The organism is Butyricicoccus sp. AF35-5AC, assembly GCF_003477715.1.
Lineage (GTDB): Bacteria > Bacillota > Clostridia > Oscillospirales > Butyricicoccaceae > Agathobaculum > Agathobaculum butyriciproducens.
The window spans coordinates 285,476-307,316 of the sequence record NZ_QUDX01000003.1; the positions used below are offsets into that span (position 1 = coordinate 285,476).

Annotated in this window: 23 protein-coding genes, 4 tRNA genes and 1 pseudogene; 16 read left to right on the forward strand and 12 right to left on the reverse strand. The window is 55.0% G+C overall.

The genetic code is table 11. From position 1 onward, the window contains the following. Window positions 1-22 precede the first annotated feature (22 nt). Both DWZ82_RS15140 and DWZ82_RS06565 read left to right on the forward strand, forming a co-directional pair. Window positions 23-160: a hypothetical protein gene (locus tag DWZ82_RS15140; RefSeq protein ID WP_158575112.1), complete on the forward strand. Its 138-nt coding sequence runs from the start codon at window positions 23-25 to the stop codon at window positions 158-160. A gap of 1 nt (window position 161) precedes the next feature. Further along, window positions 162-1,487, forward strand: coding sequence for a recombinase family protein (locus tag DWZ82_RS06565; RefSeq protein WP_118479639.1), 1,326 nt, complete (start codon window positions 162-164; stop codon window positions 1,485-1,487). A 3-nt stretch (window positions 1,488-1,490) separates the two neighbouring features. Here the strand turns inward: DWZ82_RS06565 and DWZ82_RS06570 are convergent, their stop codons facing one another. The 5 genes from DWZ82_RS06570 to DWZ82_RS06590 all read right to left on the reverse strand — a co-directional run bounded on the left by DWZ82_RS06570 (window position 1,491) and on the right by DWZ82_RS06590 (window position 5,302). Next, a complete protein-coding gene (locus DWZ82_RS06570; RefSeq protein WP_118479641.1) occupies window positions 1,491-2,351 on the reverse strand; it encodes a tRNA 2-thiocytidine biosynthesis TtcA family protein in 861 nt (286 codons plus the stop codon). A 16-nt stretch (window positions 2,352-2,367) separates the two neighbouring features. Then, complete coding sequence (locus tag DWZ82_RS06575; RefSeq protein WP_118479643.1) at window positions 2,368-3,489, reverse strand: cysteine desulfurase family protein; 1,122 nt, start codon at window positions 3,487-3,489, stop codon at window positions 2,368-2,370. 113 nt (window positions 3,490-3,602) lie between these two features. After that, on the reverse strand, window positions 3,603-4,289 hold the full coding sequence (queC, locus tag DWZ82_RS06580) for a 7-cyano-7-deazaguanine synthase QueC (protein WP_110436942.1): 687 nt from the start codon (window positions 4,287-4,289) through the stop codon (window positions 3,603-3,605). After that, complete coding sequence (gene queF / locus DWZ82_RS06585; RefSeq protein ID WP_118285179.1) at window positions 4,286-4,783, reverse strand: preQ(1) synthase; 498 nt, start codon at window positions 4,781-4,783, stop codon at window positions 4,286-4,288. The genes queC and queF overlap by 4 nt, the downstream gene beginning before the upstream one ends. A gap of 18 nt (window positions 4,784-4,801) precedes the next feature. Next, window positions 4,802-5,302 carry a QueT transporter family protein gene (locus DWZ82_RS06590; protein ID WP_199667405.1) on the reverse strand — a complete coding sequence of 167 codons (501 nt, stop codon included), beginning with the start codon at window positions 5,300-5,302 and terminating at the stop codon, window positions 4,802-4,804. A gap of 426 nt (window positions 5,303-5,728) precedes the next feature. Between DWZ82_RS06590 and DWZ82_RS06595 the strand changes: the two genes are divergently transcribed. Beyond that, on the forward strand, window positions 5,729-6,472 hold the full coding sequence (locus tag DWZ82_RS06595) for a sporulation initiation factor Spo0A C-terminal domain-containing protein (RefSeq protein WP_118479645.1): 744 nt from the start codon (window positions 5,729-5,731) through the stop codon (window positions 6,470-6,472). Window positions 6,473-6,599: 127 nt separating this feature from the next. Here DWZ82_RS06595 and DWZ82_RS16030 read toward each other — a convergent pair. Beyond that, window positions 6,600-7,079: pseudogene (locus DWZ82_RS16030) on the reverse strand (dipicolinate synthase subunit A N-terminal domain-containing protein); the annotation flags it as partial. Beyond that, window positions 7,003-8,202 (reverse strand): M24 family metallopeptidase, encoded by a 1,200-nt coding sequence (locus DWZ82_RS06605; RefSeq protein ID WP_118479649.1) that lies wholly within the window; start codon window positions 8,200-8,202, stop codon window positions 7,003-7,005. The pseudogene DWZ82_RS16030 and the gene DWZ82_RS06605, both read right to left, overlap by 77 nt. Before the next feature lie 161 nt (window positions 8,203-8,363). Here DWZ82_RS06605 and cls point away from each other — a divergent pair, with 161 nt between their 5' ends. The 3 genes from cls to DWZ82_RS06620 are packed head-to-tail and all read left to right on the forward strand — an operon-like array spanning window position 8,364 to window position 11,128. Then, a complete protein-coding gene (gene cls, locus DWZ82_RS06610; protein ID WP_243022895.1) occupies window positions 8,364-9,893 on the forward strand; it encodes a cardiolipin synthase in 1,530 nt (509 codons plus the stop codon). Window positions 9,894-9,911: 18 nt separating this feature from the next. Next, a complete protein-coding gene (locus tag DWZ82_RS06615; RefSeq protein ID WP_118479653.1) occupies window positions 9,912-10,676 on the forward strand; it encodes a threonine/serine exporter family protein in 765 nt (254 codons plus the stop codon). After that, window positions 10,673-11,128: a threonine/serine exporter family protein gene (locus tag DWZ82_RS06620; RefSeq protein WP_117751581.1), complete on the forward strand. Its 456-nt coding sequence runs from the start codon at window positions 10,673-10,675 to the stop codon at window positions 11,126-11,128. The genes DWZ82_RS06615 and DWZ82_RS06620 overlap by 4 nt, the downstream gene beginning before the upstream one ends. Before the next feature lie 72 nt (window positions 11,129-11,200). Here DWZ82_RS06620 and DWZ82_RS06625 read toward each other — a convergent pair whose 3' ends face one another. Continuing rightward, window positions 11,201-11,521 carry a permease prefix domain 1-containing protein gene (locus tag DWZ82_RS06625; RefSeq protein ID WP_117490556.1) on the reverse strand — a complete coding sequence of 107 codons (321 nt, stop codon included), beginning with the start codon at window positions 11,519-11,521 and terminating at the stop codon, window positions 11,201-11,203. Continuing rightward, the gene (locus DWZ82_RS06630; protein WP_118479655.1) at window positions 11,508-11,843 is read right to left on the reverse strand and encodes a PadR family transcriptional regulator; all 336 of its coding nucleotides are present in this window, start codon (window positions 11,841-11,843) and stop codon (window positions 11,508-11,510) included. Before DWZ82_RS06630 ends, DWZ82_RS06625 begins: the two co-directional genes overlap by 14 nt. A 178-nt stretch (window positions 11,844-12,021) precedes the next feature. Between DWZ82_RS06630 and DWZ82_RS06635 the strand changes: the two genes are divergently transcribed. From DWZ82_RS06635 to DWZ82_RS06665, 7 genes are all read left to right on the forward strand, one after another. After that, entirely contained in the window at window positions 12,022-12,513 is a 492-nt protein-coding gene (locus DWZ82_RS06635) for a COG2426 family protein (RefSeq protein ID WP_227109541.1), read from the forward strand. Between the two features lie 120 nt (window positions 12,514-12,633). Continuing rightward, a tRNA-Leu gene (locus DWZ82_RS06640) sits at window positions 12,634-12,720 on the forward strand. A 45-nt stretch (window positions 12,721-12,765) separates the two neighbouring features. Continuing rightward, window positions 12,766-12,841, forward strand: a tRNA-Pro gene (locus tag DWZ82_RS06645). 79 nt (window positions 12,842-12,920) lie between these two features. After that, a complete protein-coding gene (moaC, locus tag DWZ82_RS06650) occupies window positions 12,921-13,406 on the forward strand; it encodes a cyclic pyranopterin monophosphate synthase MoaC (RefSeq protein ID WP_118479657.1) in 486 nt (161 codons plus the stop codon). Then, a complete protein-coding gene (locus DWZ82_RS06655; RefSeq protein WP_118479659.1) occupies window positions 13,403-14,338 on the forward strand; it encodes an XdhC family protein in 936 nt (311 codons plus the stop codon). The genes moaC and DWZ82_RS06655 overlap by 4 nt, the downstream gene beginning before the upstream one ends. 105 nt (window positions 14,339-14,443) lie before the next feature. Continuing rightward, window positions 14,444-15,265 (forward strand): substrate-binding periplasmic protein, encoded by an 822-nt coding sequence (locus DWZ82_RS06660; RefSeq protein WP_118479661.1) that lies wholly within the window; start codon window positions 14,444-14,446, stop codon window positions 15,263-15,265. After that, window positions 15,252-17,417, forward strand: coding sequence for an ATP-binding response regulator (locus tag DWZ82_RS06665; RefSeq protein WP_118479663.1), 2,166 nt, complete (start codon window positions 15,252-15,254; stop codon window positions 17,415-17,417). The genes DWZ82_RS06660 and DWZ82_RS06665 overlap by 14 nt, the downstream gene beginning before the upstream one ends. 373 nt (window positions 17,418-17,790) lie before the next feature. Here the strand turns inward: DWZ82_RS06665 and DWZ82_RS06670 are convergent, their stop codons facing one another. Beyond that, window positions 17,791-18,276 carry an RNA polymerase sigma factor gene (locus DWZ82_RS06670; RefSeq protein ID WP_118479665.1) on the reverse strand — a complete coding sequence of 162 codons (486 nt, stop codon included), beginning with the start codon at window positions 18,274-18,276 and terminating at the stop codon, window positions 17,791-17,793. A gap of 234 nt (window positions 18,277-18,510) precedes the next feature. On the opposite strand from DWZ82_RS06670, the gene DWZ82_RS06675 reads away from it, so the two are divergent. The 3 genes from DWZ82_RS06675 to DWZ82_RS06685 all read left to right on the forward strand — a co-directional run bounded on the left by DWZ82_RS06675 (window position 18,511) and on the right by DWZ82_RS06685 (window position 21,311). Continuing rightward, window positions 18,511-19,218: a LytR/AlgR family response regulator transcription factor gene (locus DWZ82_RS06675; RefSeq protein ID WP_118479667.1), complete on the forward strand. Its 708-nt coding sequence runs from the start codon at window positions 18,511-18,513 to the stop codon at window positions 19,216-19,218. Next, window positions 19,215-20,519, forward strand: a complete 1,305-nt coding sequence (locus DWZ82_RS06680; RefSeq protein ID WP_118479669.1) for a sensor histidine kinase — start codon at window positions 19,215-19,217, stop codon at window positions 20,517-20,519. The genes DWZ82_RS06675 and DWZ82_RS06680 overlap by 4 nt, the downstream gene beginning before the upstream one ends. Before the next feature lie 192 nt (window positions 20,520-20,711). Beyond that, on the forward strand, window positions 20,712-21,311 hold the full coding sequence (locus tag DWZ82_RS06685) for a hypothetical protein (RefSeq protein ID WP_118479671.1): 600 nt from the start codon (window positions 20,712-20,714) through the stop codon (window positions 21,309-21,311). Between the two features lie 244 nt (window positions 21,312-21,555). On the opposite strand, the gene DWZ82_RS06690 is transcribed toward DWZ82_RS06685, so the two are convergent. Together DWZ82_RS06690 and DWZ82_RS06695 are read right to left on the reverse strand one after the other, a co-directional pair. Beyond that, window positions 21,556-21,641 (reverse strand) — tRNA-Leu (locus DWZ82_RS06690). 22 nt (window positions 21,642-21,663) lie between these two features. Continuing rightward, window positions 21,664-21,748, reverse strand: a tRNA-Leu gene (locus DWZ82_RS06695). Window positions 21,749-21,841: the final 93 nt, after the last annotated feature.

Below are 21,841 nucleotides of genomic sequence, written 5' to 3' on the forward strand. Positions count from 1 at the left end.
TGCAAGCGAAGGAGGGATAGCCATGAAACTGACCGAACAGGAGCAGGCCGCTGTTTCGCGCGGCATGATCGAGGGTCTGCTCCGCGCTTTGCGCGCGGAAGGTATGCTGCCGCCCGAGCGGCTGGAGCTGGTGCTCGAGCTGTTGTGCGCAGGCCGCTGACGTGCTGCGCGTGGCCGCCTATTGCCGCGTTTCCACCTCACAGGAGGACCAGAGAAACTCGCTGGAGAATCAGCGGCGATATTTTTCGGAGTACATCAGCCGTCAGCCGGACTGGGAGCTTGTGGAGGTTTATGCGGACGAGGGCCTGTCCGGTACCTCATCCGACCGGCCCGCCTTTCGGCGCATGCTGGCAGCGGCAGCAGAAGAGAAAATTGACCTGATTTTAACCAAAGAGGTCTCACGCTTTGCCCGAAATACGGTTGACACGCTCGCGTACACGAGGCTGCTGCGCCGTCAGGGAGTCGGTATTGTATTCATTGGAGATCATATCGACACCCGCCAGAATGACGGTGAATTTCGTCTTACCATAATGGCAAGCGTAGCGCAGGAGGAGAGCCGCAAAATCTCTGAGCGCGTCAAGTGGGGGCAGCAGCGCTCGATGGAGCGCGGTGTGGTGTTCGGGTGCAACAATATATACGGATTTACCCTGCAGGGTGGGGAACTGACGGTAAAACCCGAGCAGGCGGCAGTCATCCGCGAGGTGTACCGCCGTTTCTTGATGGATGGCAAAGGCACTTACATCATCGCACGGGAGCTGACCGCCGAGGGCATCCCGCCGCCAAGCGGAAAAGGAAAATCGTGGTCGTCTACGATGGTGCTGCGGCTGCTCCGGGGCGAGAAATACTGTGGCGATCTTCTGCAGCGCAAAAGCTGCACGCCGGATTTTCTCGATCATCGCAAGGTGAAAAATGAGGGGCAGTCACCGCAGGTTTATCTGCGGGATCATCACGAGGCGATTGTGCCACGCTCGATGTTCGAAGCTGTCCAACGGGAACTCGACCGTCGGCAGGCAACCCGCAAAGCCGGCAGCCGACCCTCCACACGGTATTGGTGCTCCGGAAAAGTGGTCTGCGGACTGTGCGGCAGTCGGCTTGTGCCGCGCAGGGGCGCACAGGCGGACGGTGGTCTGCGATGGGTGTGCGGGAAACGGGTGCAGCACGGCGTGGCAGCGTGTGCGGCTCCGGCAGTTGGGAATCGAATTTTGCTGGACTGCATGAAGCAAATCACACAGGATTTGCCAATTGATATAGAGGTGGTATTGCGGCAGACCTTACGCGCGATACCTGATCTCACACGCACCGAAAGACAGCGATTCTGTACGATTTTACGGAAAAAGCTGTACAGTAACACGGTTTACAGTGCGCTGCTCGATCATATCACTGCAACAGGGGAGGGCTTGACTGTATATCTGCACAGCGTGTCCGAACCGCTGCATTTCGACCTTTCAGGCAGAGAAAAACCGTCCGTGCAGCGCACGGACGGCTGAACACTATTCGCTTTTCTTTCCGCGTTCGTCGTAATCATCGAGGAACGAGTGAAGCACGCCGCCGGTCTTGTAACCGGGCATCATATCCAGATTTACCGAGTGGATGCTGTTGAAAATGCTGCGCTCGATATTCGGGTTGTCGCGGCGCAGACGGCGCAGCAGAATCTTGACCTCCTGTCGCTTGGAACCGCCTCCGCCGTTGTCGCACATCGTACAGTTTTCGGTGAAGCGGCACGCGCACTGGATAAATTCGAGGTCGTTATACTGCTTCCACGCGAGGATATCCTCCTCGTGAATGCAGTACAGCGGACGAATCAGCTCCATGCCTGCAAAGTTGGTGCTGTGCAGCTTGGGCAGCATGGCCTGCATCTGCGAGCCATAAAACATACTCATCACGGTCGTTTCAATGACATCGTTGAAGTGGTGGCCGAGCGCGATCTTGTTGCAGCCAAGCTCCTGTGCCTTGCTGTACAGATAGCCGCGGCGCATCCGCGCACACAGGTAGCACGGGTTCTTCTCGCTGTTGTTGGCAACCGCGAAAACATCGGTCTCGAACACGGTGATCGGGATATGCAGCAGCGCGGCGTTGCTCTCAATCTTATTGCGGTTGATCTCGTTGTAGCCGGGGTCCATAACGAGGAAAACTACCTCAAACGGCACCTCGCTGTACCGCTGGAGCAGCTGCATCAGCTTTGCCATCAGCATGGAATCCTTGCCGCCGGAGATGCACACGGCAATCTTGTCACCCGGCTGAATCAGCTGATACTGTCGAACCGCCAGTGTAAACGGGTTCCAGATGGTCTTGCGGAATTTTTTGATGATACTGCGCTCGATCAGCTCGTGCGGCTGTAAATCTCGTTTCATAATGATGCTCCCTGTATTACTTGACTAACTCGTGATAGCACGCGTCGAAAACGGACAGAAATTCGTGGATTTCCGCATCTGTGGTAAGGTGGCTCAGGCTGATGCGCCATGAGGACAGTGCATTGCGCCGGTCGCGGCTGACAGCAAACACCGCACGAGACGGCAGACCGTCTGCCGAGCAGGCGGATTTGACCGATACGCACACGCCTTTTTCGGACAACGCGCGCTGAAATACGGTGCCTTTCACATTCTTGACGCTCAGATTGAGGATATGCGGCACGGCGTGCTCCGGACTGTTGATATGCACCGCGGGATACGCCGCAAGTGCCTTCCGAAGCCGTTCGCTGTGGCGCTGAACGGCCGCACAGCGGCTCTCACGCTCATCGCATGCCAGCTGCAGTGCCAGTGCGGACGAAGCCGCCAGACCGAGCGCGGGCGTGCCGCTGCGGTACAGGGTCGTGCTGGCGCCGCCGTTCATCTGGGGCTCGAGCGGCATACGGCGGCGCTTGAGCAGCACACCGATGCCGCAGATGCCGCCGAACTTGTGCGGTGCAAAGCTCAGCGTGTCGATGCCGGAAAAGTCCACCGGGATGCGCCCGATAGCCTGCGTTGCGTCAACGTGCAGACGGCAGTTCGGATGGTCAGCCAGCAGCGCCGCGATTTCGTTTACCGGCTGGATGGTGCCAAGCTCGCTGTCCACCGCGCAGATGGCAACGAGAACGGTATCCGGACGCAGAAGCTCGCGCACTTCCTCCGGATCCACCGTGCCGTCCCGACCGATGGAGAGCAGGTCGATCTCCCAGCCGCGCTCCTGCAGGGCGGTCAGGCTGCTGCTGACCGAGGAATGCTCGAGCGGTGTGGAGATGATATGCTTGCCGATATGCCGTGACGCTTGTGCGATGCCCTTGATGGCGAGGTTGTTCGCCTCGGTCGCACCCGAGGTAAAGATGACCTCGGCAGGGGACGCGCCGGTCAGCGCCGCAATCTGCTCGGTGACGCGCGCCATTTCCTCACGGGCGGCTTTGCCTGCCATGTGTATCGAGTTCGGGTTGGCCGGAAACCGGCGTTCTATATCGCAGAATCGCTCGAGCACTGCCGGATCGGCGGGGGCATGGGCGGCATAATCGAGATAAATCATAGCATGGACTCCTCAAAATAAGGTTAACGGCTATAATCATAGCATTCTTATAGGAAAAAGTCAAGATGGACAGAAAAAGACTGCTGTCTCCGATGAAACAGCAGTCTTTTGTTTTACTTCATTGCAGGGTCGGTCACACCGTTCGCCTCGAACGCGCGGATGCGGTCCAGACAGGTGCCGCACTTGCCGCACGGCTTGTCGCCGCCCTCGTAGCAGCTCCACGTCAGCTGATAGGGAACCTGCAGCCGCAGACCTTCGGCAACGATCTGCGCCTTGTTCCAACGCACGAACGGAGCCTCGATGCGGACATCACCGCCCGAGCCAAGTACGATGGAGTGGTTCATCGCATTTACGAATTCCTCGCTGCAGTCGGGATAGGCATTGCCGGCGGCATCGTCGTGATGCGCACCGTAGTAAATCACGCTGCAGTTCTTGGACAGCGCAACGCTGGCCGCTGCCGACAGGAACAGACCGTTGCGGAACGGCACATAGGTCGTAACCGGCTTGCCGCCGCGCTGTGCCAGCTGCTCGGCGTAGGATTCCTCGGGGATGTCCTCGGTCGAGTGGGAAAGCAGCGAGCAGTCGCTGTACGCGAACACCGGCGTCAGGTCGAGAGACGTGCCCTCGATGCCATAGTATTCGAGAACCGCCTTTGCAGCCTGGATCTCCTTAACGTGCTTCTGACCGTAGTAAATGGACAGCGCACACACATTCTCCTTGCCGTGCTTCTCGATGGCAAGCGCAAGACAGGTCGTGCTGTCCACGCCGCCGCTGCACAGGACCATTGCCTTTTCGCTCATCGGTTGTCCACCTTCTCCGGGTACAGATCGTGGTGGGTGAGACGCTCGAATGCAACCTCCTCCCAGCGGGTGCCGGGCTTGCCGTAGTTGCAGTACGGGTCGATCGAGATGCCGCCGCGCGGCGTAAATTTGCCCCAGACCTCAATGTACTTCGGGTCCATCAGGCGGATGAGGTCCTTCATAATGATGTTTACGCAGTCCTCATGGAAATCGCCGTGGTTGCGGAAGCTGAACAGATACAGCTTGAGCGATTTGCTCTCTACCATGCGCTCGCCGGGCACATAGGAGATATAGATAGTAGCAAAGTCCGGCTGGCCGGTCATCGGGCACAGGCTGGTGAACTCCGGGCAGTTGAACTTGACAAAATAGTCATTGTCCGGATGCTTGTTCGGGAAAGTCTCTAGCATTTCGGGCGCATAGTCCGAGGGATACTTGTTCTTCTGGCTGCCCAGCAGAGTGACGCCGTTCAGTTCTTCTTTATTTCTTCCGGTCATGGTTGCATTCTCCTTACATTAACTAGCCTTAGTTGCCTTGGGATACAGTGCACGCTGCAGTACGTTCACCAGAACGACACCGCAGACCGCAGGTACGGACTGACCGATGCACAGGCTGGTGGCGAGTACAGAATACGGAACGTGCAGCAGATAGCTCAGATAGCTCGGTACGCCGAGACCGGGCACAAGGATGATCGGGAGGATCATCAGCCAGCGGCTCCAGCCCTTGCGGCGGATGAGCACGATGATCGCGGTAACGATGATACCGACGAAGCAGCCTCCGAACCAGTCCAGCAGACCGAGTCCGCCGAACAGAAAGTTGGCAATGAAATTAGCGAAACCAAGCGGCAAAACCAGGAACGGAAACAGGTAAGCGAGCGCATACAGAGCCGTCGCAATGCGGATCTGGTACGCACCGAAAGAGAAGCTCTGCGTAAAGTACAGCACAACAACGTAAAGTGCCATCACCATAGCAGAAACGGTCAGTTTTTGAACCTTGCTCATGTTTTCTTTTACCATATTTCGTTCACCTCCAAATAATGCACACAACAACGTTGATTGAGAAACGTAAAGTTTTTCTGTTTCGTTGTCCCTAGTTTTGTTTTACGACAGGATGGTTTCGAACTGTCATTCCATATCCGGAAGCAAAGTGCCGAACGGCACAAACGATAGTATAGCGTATTTTTACCGTTTATGCAAGTGTAAAAGTACCAAAATGCGGTTTTTGATAGAGGGATTATGCGGTTTCACAGAGAAGCGCAGAGCACCTGTCCGGTTGGGAGAAAACCGGACATTCGACAGAAAAAACGCGGACTTGTCGAAAATTGTCGATAAATATGCGGGAAAAAGCAGGGATATCCGCTTGCGCGGACGCGCTGAATATGTAAAAATAAGATGTAATCCATAAATCGGCATAAGATAGAGAAAGCCGGGGGAAAGCAGTAAATGAAGATCAAACAAGGCAAAATGCGTATTTTACTGGCGTGTGCGGACGAGTCTCTGCTGAAACAGACAAAACGGCTTATGCAGGCGAGCAATGAGCTGGAGCTTGTCGGCTGTACGTCGAACGGCACGAAGGCGTGGGAAATGATTCGACAAAAAACGCCGGATATGGTCGTGCTGGATACCGACCTGCCGTATGCGGACGGCTTTGCCGTTGCGTCATGGATGAGACAGAATAAGATGTGGGATACGAGCATTATCCTGCTCAGCTCGTTCATCGGCGGTCAGACCTATGTAGAGTGCAGTCTGCTGCACATGAACGTGCTGCTGCGTAAGCCAATCTGCGCGGATGCACTGTATGAGCGCATCAAGCTGGCGGTCACCTGTACCAGTCGGGGAGACACGGTGGAGCAGCGGCTGGCCCAGATCCTGCGTGAGCTGGGTATGCGCGAGCAGACGATCGGCTATCAGTGTGCATTGCTGACCGTGTGCCTGTATCGGGAGACCAACGGTGCCAGCATCACCAAGATCATTTATCACAGTGTCGCGCAGCAGCTGAACAGCGAAGGCAGTAATGTGGAGCGCAATATGCGCTACGCCGTTCGCCGCGCATGGGATAAGTGCGATAAAGCCGTGCTTGCCAGGTATTTCGGTGAAGCGCGTGCACAGGATAAGGAGCCGCCGAGCAACCGCGAATTCTGTGCGGCTCTCGTGGAGTATCTCCGGCAGGAAGCCTGCCGCCTGTAACCGGACAGCCTGTGCTTTTTGCAAATGCGGCAGGTACCGCGTTGCGGATCGCCAACTCCTCGCGGGATAAGTAGTCGATGAGTGTCAGTCCGTTCTGCACCGCGCGGGCGTGTACGGAAAAAGGCACGGCACCGGCCAGCGTCAGTGTTCCGGCGGGAATGGCATCGAGTACATCGCCGATTGTGTGCTGTGCATTGGCAAGCGGCGCGTTCAGACTGCCGTCCCCCGTCTGCACCGGCATAGGCAGAATGACCGCGCGTGCGTCGGCAAGGCACGCCTGCAGGTCACTTACAGCCGTGCAGCCTGCGGCGGGGCGGCGCTCGAGTGCAAACGTGCGCACGGTGTGGCCTGCTTCGTGCAGCAGCTCGGCTAAATACGCCTGACGCACGTCGCCGCCGACGACGGCGAGAGTCGTCGATTGATTCATAAGCAAAAACCTCCTTTGCGCCATTCTATGCCGGATGCAAAAGAGGAGTGAAAAGAGAACATCCGCTCTTTGTACAAACAGAGAGCGGATATTTTTGTATAGATTACTGATTGAGTACCTCGAACAGCGTGTCGCATGCGCCGGTGAGCGACTGCGCAGGACTGTCTGTGGTGATCTCATAGGTGTTTTCGCAGCCGATGAGGCCGACACCCGGAATCGCGATCTTCGGCTCAACGGCAAGCGTCATGCCGGACTCGAGCGGAGCCGAGAAGCCTTTGGCGAGAACCGGTGTTTCGTCCATTGTCAGACCGATGGAGTGGCCGAGGAACTTGCAGCCGTTCATAAAGCCTTCGCGGAACGCAGGATCGACGAGAGAGAGGATCTTCTCGTAAATCTCAGCCGGAACGGAACCGGCGCGCAGGAGAGATGCAGTTTCGTTCTCCAGCGCAATGCACTGCTCGCGTGCCGCGCGGATCACGCCGCTCTGCGGATGCTTGTCCAGCTCGCCGTAGTAGAACGTAATACTCTTATCGGTATGGTAGCCGCGCCAGCCGCACGGAATGTCCAGCAGGACGGTGTCGCCTTCGTGCAGCGTGCGCTCGGACGAGCCGATGGACTTCATTGCGGTCGAGGTGCCGATACAGCCGGAGGGACTGTCCAGCGCGGTGGGACACAGGCTGTTTTCGCTGAAGCTGGCAATGCCGAGCACGTCCTCAGCTGCCGGCTGATTGTAGCGCGAGATACCCATGCCGCCGCGGTCCACGATGGCGGTGCAGATCTCACTGCACAGGCGTGCTTCACTGACGCCTTCGCGCAGGAACGCCGGAGCGAGTTCCTCGATGACATAACGGTGCAGTCTGCCGGATTCGCGCATGCAGTCCAGTTCATACGCACTCTTGACCGAGCGCAGACCGCTCAGTACGCCATCCACCGGCTTGGGTGAAAACGGCAGATGCTTGTTCAGCATGGAGAGCTTTTGCAGCGTCATGGTCTTTGCGGCAACATAGACGGTCTCCGGAATATCCGGATAGACCTCCTTGATGCCGCGGAAGCTGCCCATCGGACGGATGTCTGCGAAGGCGGATTCGTCCTTTGCAACATCAAACGAGCGGCGAACGAACAGCGTAGCCTGATCGGGTGTCACGACAAGTACGCCATCCTGCATGGTGCCGGTGAAGTAGTACATGTCGAGCGTGTTGTCGAGAAGAAGCATGGACCACGCAGGGTCCTTCTCGGTCATGGCACAGCGCAGACGGTCGAGCCGCGTGTTCAGTTCGGCGGCGGGCACGGAAATATGGGGCATGGATGATCCTCCTGTATGATTAACGGTGGTTTACAAAAATGTTACTTTTAGTGTAGCACATATTTAACCGGAGAGCAACGCAGACGCGTTGACTTTTTATACCTTGTGCGATATGATTATAGTCTATGGAAGGACTGCGTTTTGCAGGGAAGGGAGAGATTATGATGCGCAGAAAAGTAGGCAAGCTGCTTGGCGACCGACGTGTTGTCGGCGGATTTCTGCTGCTGATTCAGCTGGCAATCGTTATGTTCGGCGTAAGCTGGGCAAGTATGGAATATCACTGGCTGACACCGGCACTGACCGTGCTGAGCGTTATCATTGTCATCTGGCTGGTGCGTAAGTACGACAACCCGATGTACAAGATCACATGGATGCTGGTTATTGTGCTGCTGCCGCTGTTCGGCGGCTTGTTTTATCTGTTCTGGGGCAATACGCCGCTCAATCGGGCGCGTACCCAGCATCAGTACGAGCCGAAACCGCCGGATTTCACTGATTATATGCGCACGCCTGCTACAAAGGAGCTGATCGAGCAGCATCCGCGTCATGCAGCACGCGCCCGTTACATCGAGACGCTGGACGGTATGCCGGTGTGGACCAACACGGAGACGAAATATTTCCGTGTCGGCGAGGAAATGTTCGACTCCATGTGCGAGGAACTGCGCCGCGCACAGAAGTTCATTTTTCTGGAGTATTTCATCATCGAAGAAGGCATCATGTGGGATACGATCCTTGATATCCTGCGGGAGAAGGCGGCCGCCGGACTGGATGTGCGCGTGCTGTACGACGACGTTGGTTCGATCTGCACGCTGCCGAAAGACTACGACCGCTATCTGATGAGCCTCGGCATTCACGCGGTGCGCTTTAACCGCTTTATCCCGACGCTGAACACCTATCTCAACTACCGCAACCATCGCAAGATGATGATCATTGACGGCAATGTCGGTTATATGGGCGGTATCAATCTGGCGGATGAGTATATCAACAAAAAGGTGCGTTTCGGCTACTGGAAGGACACCGGCATCATGCTGCGAGGTGAGGGAACAGCCAATATGACCGCTCTGTTCCTGCAGATGTGGGAGTATGTCACCGGCGAGGACATGCCGCCGCTCGAAAACTATCTGCCGACCGCCAAGCTGCCGTCAGACGGCTATGTGCAGCCGTTTGCGGATTCACCGCTCGACGATATCAATATCGGTGAATCCACCTACCTGCAGATCATCCATAACGCGCGAAAGTACGTCTATATCACCACGCCGTATCTTGTACTGGACAACGAGATGATTACGGCGCTGACCATTGCGGCGCAGTCCGGCGTAGACGTGCGCATCCTGACGCCGGGCATCCCGGATAAAAAGCTGGTGTACATGATCACACGTTCGTACTATCAGCAGCTGCACCGAGCGGGTGTGAAGATTTATGAGTACCGGCCGGGCTTTCTGCACGCGAAAACCATCGTGTCCGACGATGATACGGCGGTGGTCGGTACGATCAACATGGATTTCCGCTCGTTCTTCCTGCACTTTGAGTGCGCGACCTGCTTCTACAACAGCTCGGTCGTTGCCGCCGTTAAGCAGGACATTATGGAGACCATCAATGTCAGCCGCCGGATTGATGACGAATGGCTGCGCCGTGTGCCGTGGATTCGGTCAATCACGGCAAGTGTGCTGCGTCTGTTCGCGCCGCTGCTGTAATGAGAGGAGCGTGGTTGAATGGACCGACCGGAGCAGACACTTTCCGCTGTGCTGGATGCGGGAGAGCTGCTGCTGACCTCGGGTGCTGAGGCAGCCCGCGTAGAGGACACCATGCGCCGTCTGGCACGCGCCTACGGTTTTGTGCGAGCGGATGTGCTGACCATCACGGCCAGCATGGCAGTAACGGTACGGACGGCAGACGATCAGGTGATTACGCAGACACGCCGCATCCTGCGGCGCGGAACCGATATGCGCTGCATTGAGGCGGTCAACGAGCTGTCGCGCAAGGTATGTGTGAATCCTATCCCGCCGGAGGAATTACACGCACGTCTGGAAGCCATCCGCACCGCACCGGATAAGCTGCGCTGCCGGCTGCCGCTGGCGTATCTGATCACGTCAGGCTCGTTCGCTGTGTTCTTCGGCGGCACCTGGAGAGACGGCATAGCCGCCATGCTGTGCAGCGTGCTGCTGTATGTCATCGGCGTGCTCGGTGATCGGATTTCGCTGCAGCCGCTGGTGCTGACCATGGTCAGCTCGGCGGCGATGTGCGCGGCAGCGACTCTCACGGTAAAAACCGGCATGGGACAGAATCTGGACTATATCATTATCGGCAACATCATGCTGCTGATTCCGGGCATTCCGTTCGTCAACTCCATGCGCGATATTTTCGTGGGCGACACCATCACCGGACTGCTCAGTGCATTTGAAGCGGTTTTGCGAGCGCTTGCCATCGCGGCAGGCTGTGCGCTCGTGCTCATGCAGACTGGGGGCGGTGCCGTATGACAGGTGAAATCCTCCTGCAGATTGTCATGGCGATGATCGGTGCGCTCGGCTTCGGACTGCTGTTTCATATTTCCGGCAGCCGCTTGATCACGATCATGCTGGGTGCTGCGGTAAACTGGGGTGTGTATCTGTTGGCGATGCAGTGGTATGATAACCGCGTGACCGCGTTTTTTGTCTCTACGTTGGCAACGGCCGCACTGGCCGAGGTGCTCGCGCGGTTGCTCAAAGCGCCTGTCATCACGCTGCTCGTGCCTATGCTGGTGCCGCTGATTCCGGGCGGCGACCTGTATTACACGACGCTTGCGCTCGTGCAGGGCGACACGGCAGGCTTTGCTCGATACGGTACGCTGTTCATCGAGGAGGCGGGCGCGATGGCGTTTGGCGTCATCCTTGTGGCGTGCTTGGTGCAGACTCTCGGCAAGCTGTGGCTGCTGCACAGCGCAAGAAAATAAAGGCAACACCGCTATGCGGTATTGCCTAAAGAAAGCGTTCTGTAAATCTCATACAGAACGCTTTTGTGCTGCTTACAGCAGGTAAATTGTCAGATATAACGCACAGAGCAGAATAGCGATCCACACAGTGGCGGAAATCACATTGTACACTACCCGTGCAAGCGGCAGACGTGCCTGCCGCAGAGCCTTTCCCAGTACATCCGGGTCACCGAGTGCGCGCAGCACCTGACGCACAGCCTGCTCCTGTGTGAGACTGCCGCGGCAGCGCAGCTCCTCCGCGCGGCTGAGAATATGGTCGGTCAGCTCCCGCCGAACGCGGGCACGGTAAGGCGGCCACAGGAGATGCCGGCACACGCGGTGCAGGTACGGCACAATCAGCTTATTTGGTGACACAGGCGCCACCTCCGATTGGCTTGCGGCAGGTTTTCCACTGTTCCCGGCAGCAGGTGAGCGTTTTCACGCCCTGACGGGTCAGCCGGTAAAAACGGTGCGTGCCGTCCTCGGTCTGCCGTTCACAGGAGCGGACATCGCCGCGTGCCTCAAGTCCGTGCAGCAGGGGATACAGGCGGCTTTCACGGATGGCAAACGCGCAGTCTGAGCGGCATTCCACCTCATGCAGCAGATGAAAACCGGTCTTGTCCGCCTCCTCAAGCAGAGAAAGCACAAGCAGAGCTGCGCTGTCGTAAAAGGCAGCGTCTTTTTGTCCTCGCGGCATGGAGATCCCCTCCTTTATATATCCAGTATAACCGTTCGCAAGAGGTGCGTCAAATTATTTTACACAGATTTTACGATTGCAGCGCTTGCGTTTGTATGCGGAATAGGGTATCATTAACAAGTATATCTGTGTGAGTATTCGCTGTTTACCATAGAACACTTGTCAGGAGGAAAAAATCGTGTTTTCATCGTTATTCAACTGGCTGATGGGCGCAGGCCGTGAACTGGCGGTTGTGCTCATCTCCATGGTTCCGCTGGTGGAATTGCGCGGTGCGGTCCCGCTGGGCGCAGTCGCAGGCGTGCCGGCGATCGAGCTGATCCCGCTGGCTGTGATCGGCAATATGATCCCGATCCCGTTTTTGCTGTTCTTCGGCGAAAAGCTGCTGGACTGGGTGTGCTCGCTCGGCCCGCTTTCCGGCTTTGCCACCAAGTACCGCGAAAAGCTGCTCGGAAAGACCGGTCAGGTCACCAGATATGAACGGCTGGGTCTGTTCCTTTTTGTGGCGATTCCGCTGCCGGGCACCGGAGCATGGTCGGGTGCATTGATTGCAACGCTGCTCAAAATGCCGAAAACCAAGGCGCTGACTTCGATTCTGTGCGGCGTAATTGTTGCAGGCTTCATTATGCTGCTCGGTTCTCAGGGTGTAATTGGCGTTGCACATTTGTTTTAACAGATAACAGCCATTCCCACGGGAATGGCTGTTATCTTTTGCGGCAGTGAAAGAAAAATACCCTTTTCGAAAAATTCCTCTTGCCAACCGGTGCGATTTACGATATAATAACCATGTTATGCCGGTGTGATGGAATTGGTAGACGTAGTGGACTCAAAATCCACCGCTGGCGACAGCGTACCGGTTCGAGTCCGGTCACCGGCACCATCAAGCGCCTCGGTTCCTCGGAATACGGGGCGCTCACAATACTATCCGGGTGTAGCGCAGTTGGTAGCGCGCCTGCTTTGGGAGCAGGATGCCGCAGGTTCGAATCCTGTCACTCGGACCAGATGAAACACCGCTTAAACGTCGTTTTGAGCGGTGTTTTTTGTGTTTGCGGAACAAAATAAGTTTTCGGGAGGAACAACATGAAACTGACCCATTTGGATGAAAACGGTGCAGCGCACATGGTCAACATCGGCGCGAAGCCGGTCACGCAGCGCGAAGCGGTGGCGCAGTCCGTGCTGACCATGCAGCCGGAGACGCTGCGCATGATCCTTGACGGCACAGTGCCCAAGGGCGATGTGTTCGCGTGCGCGCGTATCGCGGGCATTATGGCGGCCAAGCGGACGGCAGAGCTGATCCCGATGTGCCATCCGATCCCGATCGAGAGCGTGGACATCGCCATTGAGGCTGTCTCGGAGACGCAGGTGCGCGTTGTCAGCACGCTGCGTTGTTCGCACAAGACCGGTATTGAGATGGAAGCACTCACGGCGGCCACTGTTGCCGCGCTGACCGTCTACGACATGTGCAAGGCGGTGGACCGCGGTATGCGTATTGATGAGACGTTGCTGCTGCACAAGACCGGCGGCAAAAGCGGCGATTATCACGCGGAAGGAGCGACGGCACGATGACTTTGCTGGAACAGCTGCAGGCTGCCGCGGAAAATGCGCGCAAGGGACTTCCGGCGGCGCTGACTATCGACGCGGACGGCGTACAGTACACGCGCAATTTCATGCCGCAGGAACGCCTGATTCTGCTCGGCGGCGGCACGATCGCGCAGCCGCTTTGCCGCTATGCGGCCGATCTCGGTTTTGAGCTGGTTGTGGCGGACGACCGGCCGTCTTTTGCCAATCATCCGCGCTTTCCGGAAGCAAAGCAGATCGTATGTGATCTGTTTCCGGCAGCAATTAAGAAAATCGGCATCCGAGAGAGCGATTACGTTGCCGTTATCACGCGCGGGCATCGTTATGACGCGGACTGCCTGCGGGAGCTTTTGCGCGGCACCATGCCGCGCTATCTCGGTATGATCGGGTCGAAGCGGCGCACGGTCGGTCTGCTGAACATGCTTGAGGAAGAAGGCTTCTCTCGGGCAGATCTCGACCGCATTCATACGCCCATCGGTCTGGACATCGGTGCGCTGACCGTCAAGGAAATTGCGATTTCTATCGTGGCAGAGCTGATCGCGGAACGCCGTCGCACGACCGATCGCCGTTCCAAGAGCAGCATTCTCACCGCAGAGGACATCGACCTGCCGCTGCTGGAAACCGCTGCACGCGGTGATATTCCCAAAACGCTCATGCTCGTGTACGAGACCAGCGGTTCCACGCCGGTAAAATCCGGCTCGTACATGGTGGTCGATGCCAACACGGCTACCGCAGGCACCATCGGCGGCGGCTGCAGTGAGAGCGCCGTTATGCGGCAGGCGTACTACTTGATTGGGACCGGCGAGCACAAGTGCGTCACCATCGACATGAGCAACGACATTGCTGCACAGGAAGGTATGGTTTGCGGCGGGCAAATGAAGGTGTTGCTGGCGGATTTGGGTACGAAAAAATCGACATAAAGTGAAAAAATTGTCGAAAAATACTGGAATAAAATGTTATACTCTCTCTGGCATTCATAGATCTAAAATGGTATAATAAGGATAAAAAGCAAAGCAGGGGAAGCCATGAGACTCAAAAGACGGATTTTCGGTGTATTTGCGGCAGCGCTGGCGGGTGTGCTGCTGTGCGGATGTACGGCTGCCGAGGATATGCAGGAGCACCAGACGAAAACACCGATAACGATCAAGGTGGGCAGTGACAACTATCCGCCGTTTAATTATACCGATGAAAACGGCAATCCGGCAGGCGTGGATGTGGATCTGGCTAAGGAATCCTTCGGACGGCTGGGGTATGCAGTATCCTTCGTCGGCATTGACTGGGAAGAAAAGAAGAAACTGGTTGAACATGGTGATATTGACTGTATCTGGGGATGTTTTTCCATTGATGGGCGCGAGAACGAATACAACTGGACTGAACCGTATATGATCAGCCGCCAGGTGGTTGCGGTCAACCGCAGCAGCGATATTTACCGGCTGAGCGATCTGGAGGGCAAGACCATTGCCGTGCAGTCCACCACCAAGCCGGAGAGCATTTTCCTCGAGCGAACGGACAGCCGCATTCCGCTCGTGCGTGAAGTATACAGTCTGGAGGATCGCGAACTGCTCTACACCTCTCTCGGCAAGGGCTATGTGGATGCGATCGCGGCGCACGAAACCGCTATTAGGCAGTATATGAAGGATTATGATGTGGATTACCGTATTCTGGACGAAAGTATTCTCACGACAGGAATTGGTGTGGCGTTTGCAAAAAACGATGCGCGTGGACTGAACGAACAGCTTTCCCGGGTTTTCGAGGAAATGCGTGCAGACGGTACGACTCGAACGATCATAGGCAGGTATCTGTCCGATCCGGACAAATATTTGGAGGTGGACTGTGCTGCAGGTTAAAAAGGGCAAAGCCACGCGCCGGTACGAACGGATTGCGGCTGCAATCGGCGCCGTGCTGGTCATATTGGTTGGCTTTCGCACGGTGCGTGCGGAGAGCGCGCAGACACGGGAACAGCTCGGCAATACGATAGACTATGTGAAGGAGCAGTGCACGACCTATACACGCTATAATGCTGCGGCTGTTACCAAAAGTCTGATGCGTATCATGGACAACGCACAGCAGGTAAACCGCAATATCGGCTATGAGGGCTCGGCTGTAGATGAAGACCGGCTTCGGTTCTATGCGCAGAAACAGCGGCTGACCGGCATTATTCTGCTGGACACAGATGGAAGAGTGCAGTGCGAGTATAACGGTGATCTGCTGAATTTTCTAACACTGCAGGAGTATATAGAGCGGAATACAGTGCTCGATGTGGTCAGGTATCCGCAGAAGACCTATGCTTCGCGGATTGACCTGCCGGACGGCTCCTATGTGGATATTTCGGCGTACGGTCGTACAGATGTGCCCGGTGTGATCGTTGTATACTATCACACCACTGCGGAGTATGCACGCAATTATACGCTGACCATACAGGGCTTGCTTGCGGGCTATAATACCAGGGACGACGGTGTGATTGTGGTGACAAACGGCGACCGCATTATCGCGTCCAACGACGAAGAACTGGCTGATACCAAGGTGGAGGACAGCCGGATTCTGCAGCAGATCAAGTCAAAACTGTCGTCCGCCGCGGTCGGACATTTCAAGTGCGATGGCAATGCCTATTTCGGTGGTCTGGACCGCAGCCGCGACTACTATATCTACGCCTATGTATCCGACCGTATGGTAGCGACTGATATGGTCAAAAATATGATGGCGGCGCTGATCATCTATCTGGTCATGCTGACCGTGATTCAAATGTTCCGCAGGCGTTCCGCGCGGGAATATCTGGCCGAGCAGGATCGGCGCGAGCGGGAATTCCGCGGGCAGCTGATGGAATCCGCCAAAAAGGCTGAGCAGGCCAACCGCGCTAAGACTGAGTTCCTGCAGCGCATGAGCCATGATATCCGCACGCCGATTAACGGCATTCGCGGTATGATCGAGATTGCGAATTATTACAAGGACGATCCGGACAAGCAGACCGAGTGCCGGAAGAAAATCTGGGATGCCTCCGGTCTGCTGCTTGAGTTGGTAAACGAGGTGCTGGACATGGGCAAGCTGGAATCCGGCGAGATCATGCTGGAGGAACGCGAGTTTGACCTCAAGGAACTGCTGGACAGTGTTGGCGTGGTGGTGGATAAGCAGGCACGGGAGCGGGGCATTACGATAATAACGGATGGCTATCCGGTTGAGCACCGCTGCCTGCTCGGCAGTCCGCTGCACCTGCGTCGGCTGCTGATGAATATCATCAGCAATGCGGTCAAGTACAACCACGCGGGGGGCGAAGTCAGGCTGGGATGCCGCGAAAAGCCGAGTGCGGATCCGGAGACTGCACAGATTGAATTCACCTGTGCGGATACCGGTATCGGCATGAGCGAGGAGTTTCAGAAGCACGTATTTGAGCCATTTGCACAGGAACGGAATTTTGCTCGATCGGAATATGGCGGTACCGGTCTGGGTATGCCGATTGCGAAAAGTCTGGCGGAGAAAATGGGCGGCACGCTGTCCTTTGTCAGCAGGCAGGGCGTAGGCACGACGTTTACGCTGTCGCTGTCGTTCCGCATCTGCCATGCACCGGAGAAGCGAAACAAGCCGAAACGTCTGCTGCAGACCAGTTCTATTGCCGGACTGCATGTGCTGGTTGCGGAAGATAACAGGATGAATATGGAGATTGCTGAGTTTGTACTCAATGTGGAAGAAGCCTCCATCATCAAGGCAGTGAATGGTGAGGAGGCGGTACGCATTTTTGCCGATTCCAGGCCCGGAGAAATTGATGCGATTTTAATGGATGTGATGATGCCGGTGATGGACGGTCTGGAAGCGACGCGGCGTATTCGCGCGATGAAGCGTCCGGATGCGAGAACCATTCCAATCATCGCCATGACAGCAAACGCTTTCGCAGAGGACCGTCAGCTTGCCTTTGCTGCGGGCATGGATATGCATATTGCAAAGCCGCTGGAAGGCTCGGAGATGGTGGAAACGCTGGAGCGGTTTGTCAAATCCTCGCGAAAATAGGAGCAGAAGCGCAAGAAGGATGATATATAAAGGAAAAGTCAGCCGAAAACGGCTGACTTGAGGCTGTCGAAAAACTCCGTTTTTCGAGCAGCCTCTCGATTGAAACCACGCTTTCAATCGAATCTTGACGAAAAGCCGCGCCCTACGGGCACAATTTTTCGTCCCTTGTATAATTCCCGAGGTACACGCCCCCGGGAATTATGAATTTGCTGTGCAAATTCTATTTTATGCGTGCTGCCGCACGAAAAGTAAAAACGATAGATTGACTTTATCGACAGACTGAAGTCAGCCGAAAACGGCTGACTTTTCCTTTATAGTGCAGTTCTGCTGCCCGTATTATACATACAGCGAAACTATTCGGCAGGATGGGAGTTCACATCAGCCTTTCCTTCGCAAGCAGGTGAGCGTAATGCTGTCTGGCGCGGCTTAAGCGCGCACGGCTGGCCTCGTGACTGATATGCAGATATTCGGCAATGTCCACACAGTTCAGATTCAGCTGATACCGCAGATACAGAATCTCCTTATCCGTGCGGGATAATTCGTTCGGCAGCAGGTCGAGCATGGAAAGGAAAATCGGTTCACAGCCAAGATCCTGAACGCTGTCCAGCGGCACCTGCACATACCGGCTCCGCCGTTTGTACTCATCAAGCGCGAGATTGGTCAGCACGGTGTGCAGCCAACCGGGCAGATTCGGGTGCTGGCGCACCTGGTCAAAATGCGTCAGCAGGATGGTAAACGCCTCGTTCGTCAGCTTCTCTGCTGTAAACGGGTTGTGTGCAATGCGGATGGCCGCATACAGCAGCCGCTTGTAATTCCGGTCGTATAATTGGGAAAACAGCTCCTTGTCCTGTGCCGTCATAGATCGTTCACCTGATTTCTATCGGGTTATGTTACGCACGATACCCGTTTTCGAGAGCAAAATCAATAGCGCGTTCCTGATTGGACACTTTGCGTTCCTGCTCTGCAGCCGGACGTCCATCAATCTGCGGTATAATAGAAGCGGAGCAGCAGGAGACAGACCGCTTTGTGAAATATTGTATGCCGTGCTGCTTTATGGTATAGTTAGTTCAGAACACAACAGGGAGGAGCACTCATGCGTATTATACTGTGCGATGACGATACCGTATTCACGCAGGTCTTTGCAAAACGTCTGCTGACCGTTTTCAAAAAATACGGAATCACACCGGAGATCGTGTTCGCGCACACGGGCGTGGAAGCCTTGCGTGAGATTACATGCAGGCCGACTGATGTGCTGTTTTTAGATATTGATATGCCCGAAAAAGACGGCTTTTCGGTCGCGGAAGAACTGTCAGCCATGCCGTCGAAGCCGATTATCATTTTCCTGTCCGGCATGGAAGATCTGGTGTATCAGTCGTTTGCGTTTCAGCCGTTCTGGTTTCTCCGCAAAACGCATCTGGAGGAACTGCCGCGGATAACCGAGAAAATGATGCAGCTTCTCAACAGTCGTCAGATTCACTACACGGTTACGATGAACGGCAGCAGCACCCGCATTCCGATCACGGAGATTGCGTATTTTGAGAGCCAGGGACATTATATCGTTGTACATTACAACGAGAAATCCCTGCGGTTCAAGGCACGCATGAGCGATATCGAAACGGCACTCAGCAAATACTTTTTCGTGCGCTGCCACGTTGGCTATCTGCTGAACTGCCGGTTTGTTCAAATCTGCAGCCGGACAAGCGTCACCTTGTCGGACGGGACGGTCCTGCCGGTCAGCCGCGCCAAAGCTGAGGAAACACAGACCGCCTTCATGGCGTATATGAGGAGTCTGCGCCCATGAATTTCTGGTTTGAAATGGCAATTAACGCCGTAGAGGTAACCCTTATTTTGAGCTTCTTAGTGCAGTATTTCGGATACCGCATGGCCTGTCCGGCGAAATATATATGGACGGCACTCTTTGGTGTGCTGTCCTTCGGCAGTGTAGCCTTTTTCTCCTGGGGGCAGCTGTATGAAGGCTATGCAAGCTCGATACAGATACTGATCAACATTGCGTTTTGCTGCATTTTGCTGCGCGGACCAATCCTGCAGAAGATATTTGTTTCTGCATTTACGATGGGCCTTGTGGCTATTATTGCAACTTTTACGGCACTGCTTGTCGCAAAATTGTCCGGAAATAATGTTGCCTTGCTGCTCAGTCGGTTTAATTCGGTTCGCATTATTTCGATTTTGATAACCAAACTGCTGTTTTTTGTAATCACGCGGATTATCCTGCGGGTGAAGGAAAACGGTCGAATCAAATGGCTGGATGTTATCCCGTTGGTAGCGATTCCAACGTTATCCATTATCACGATTACGCTGATGATGTACGCGGCGATACAGGAACCGCATATTCAAAATATTGTATTTTATGCGGTGTGTATCGTGTTGGCGTTGAATATCCTGATTTATTTCCTGTTTGTTCGATTGGGGCAGGTCAGCAAAATCCAAACCGAAATGGCGCTGCTCGCGCTGCAGAACGAATGTCTGCAGGAAAACGCCAAGGACATTGAGAACATGTATGACACGGTTCGTGCGCTGCGGCATGACCTCAAAAATCACCTGCTCTGCATTTTATCCATGGCGGAAGAACGGGATCTTACGGGAATCGAGCAGTACACAGGGCAGCTTCTGCAGCAGCAGAATACCGTCAACAAGCTGATCATGTTTTCGGGCAACAAGGTGCTTGACGCGATCATCAACAGCAAAAGCGCAGCCGCGGAACGGGCAGGTGTTCGGCTGAGCGCCATTATCACGACACCGCTGTCGGGTATTTCGCCGGAGGATATTACCATCATCCTCGGCAATGCGCTGGACAATGCGATTCGTGCTGCGAAAGGCAGTGAGCGCAAGGTGGTGGATATTCATATTCAGCCGCAGGGAGCATACAGCTCGATTGTGATTGCCAATGATATCGCACATCCGGTGCTGTCGGATAATCCGGCACTGCGTACCACGAAAAATATCCGGTATCGCCACGGCTTCGGTATTCAGAATATGCGGCAGGCGGTGGAACGTAATCAGGGACTGATTCGGTTTTACGAGCAGAACGACCGGTTCATCTGCGATATTCTGCTCCTTAACGCGCAAAGCAGGAACGAATAACGACTAAGCAGGAACAGTCGGTTGTAATTTCAGTGAAAAGCAGTTATCTTACAGATAGACCATGACAAACGCAATTTGCAGGGGGTATCTGCTTAGATAACTGCTTTTGGAGGTGATTTAGACGATTCATTGAAATTGTAGAATCGGTAAGGTATGGATAGCGGTTAGAGAACAAACAGGGAGGGTTGAATAATGAACAGATTTCGGAAAATACTGAGTACCGCGCTGGCAGGCTGCATGACGGTCTCTGCGCTGATGATGAGCGCCGGTGCGGCGAATACCGGCACGGCAGCCGCATGCGAGAAGGTCATTTACGGCAGTCAGGCGTGGACGGTGAATGGTGCGGCAGCCATTCAGCACAGCGACGGCACAGTAGAGCCGGTACCGGAGTTCTCGGCGCTGTATCCCAGGTGGACAGTACCGAAGCAGACGGCTTCGGTATCGAGTACGGCACTGGCTGAGGTGGCTGATGTCGGTTCGCATTCAATCAGCGGCTATTATCGGAATGTGTATTTGACGCAAGATGTGAAGTATAAGCCGTTTTACAGTTTTATGGGAAACGGTGAGACGGTCAGCGCGTTTGCGGTGACGATACCCGGCAGCAAATATAATCTCGGCATTTATAACGAGACAGCGCAGCAGGACGCCGGCTGGCTGCCGAATCTCTCTAAGGACGATCGTGTGCTGCTGCAGACCGAAAATGGTGTATACTGCTCGATTCGTGCAAGCGTACCGTTGAATATGCCGATTGGGTATTCGCGCATGAAGGTAGCGGAGACAGGGTGTAATTGAAAATGTGGGAAAGAGCTGAAACTTTTGGGTTTCAGCTCTTTTGGTGATGCGGAAATTGTGCTTTTGCTGCTGATCGGTAGCATATGTCCTGAAACGATATCCTGTCATCCTAAAACTCGTTAAAAAGGTGCTGAACCTGCACTAAAATCAGCACTAAAATGAAGCGCCGCGATTTTGGTAGACACTTGTGGTAGACAAAAGTATAGAAAAAGAGCTGAAATCAAAAGATTTCAGCTCTTTCACTTGGTGCGGATGGGGGGACTTGAACCCCCACGTCCTTGCGAACACTAGCACCTGAAGCTAGCGCGTCTGCCATTCCGCCACATCCGCATATTTTGTTGTTGAAAGAAGGTGGTGCGAGTGACGGGACTTGAACCCGTACGTCGATCGACACACGCCCCTCAAACGTGCCTGTCTACCAGTTCCAGCACACTCGCATTCTGTTCTCATCGAGTCGCCTCACTGTCAGCGACAAGAATTATTATATCCATGTGGACGCTAAATGTCAACACCTTTTTTCAAATTTTTTT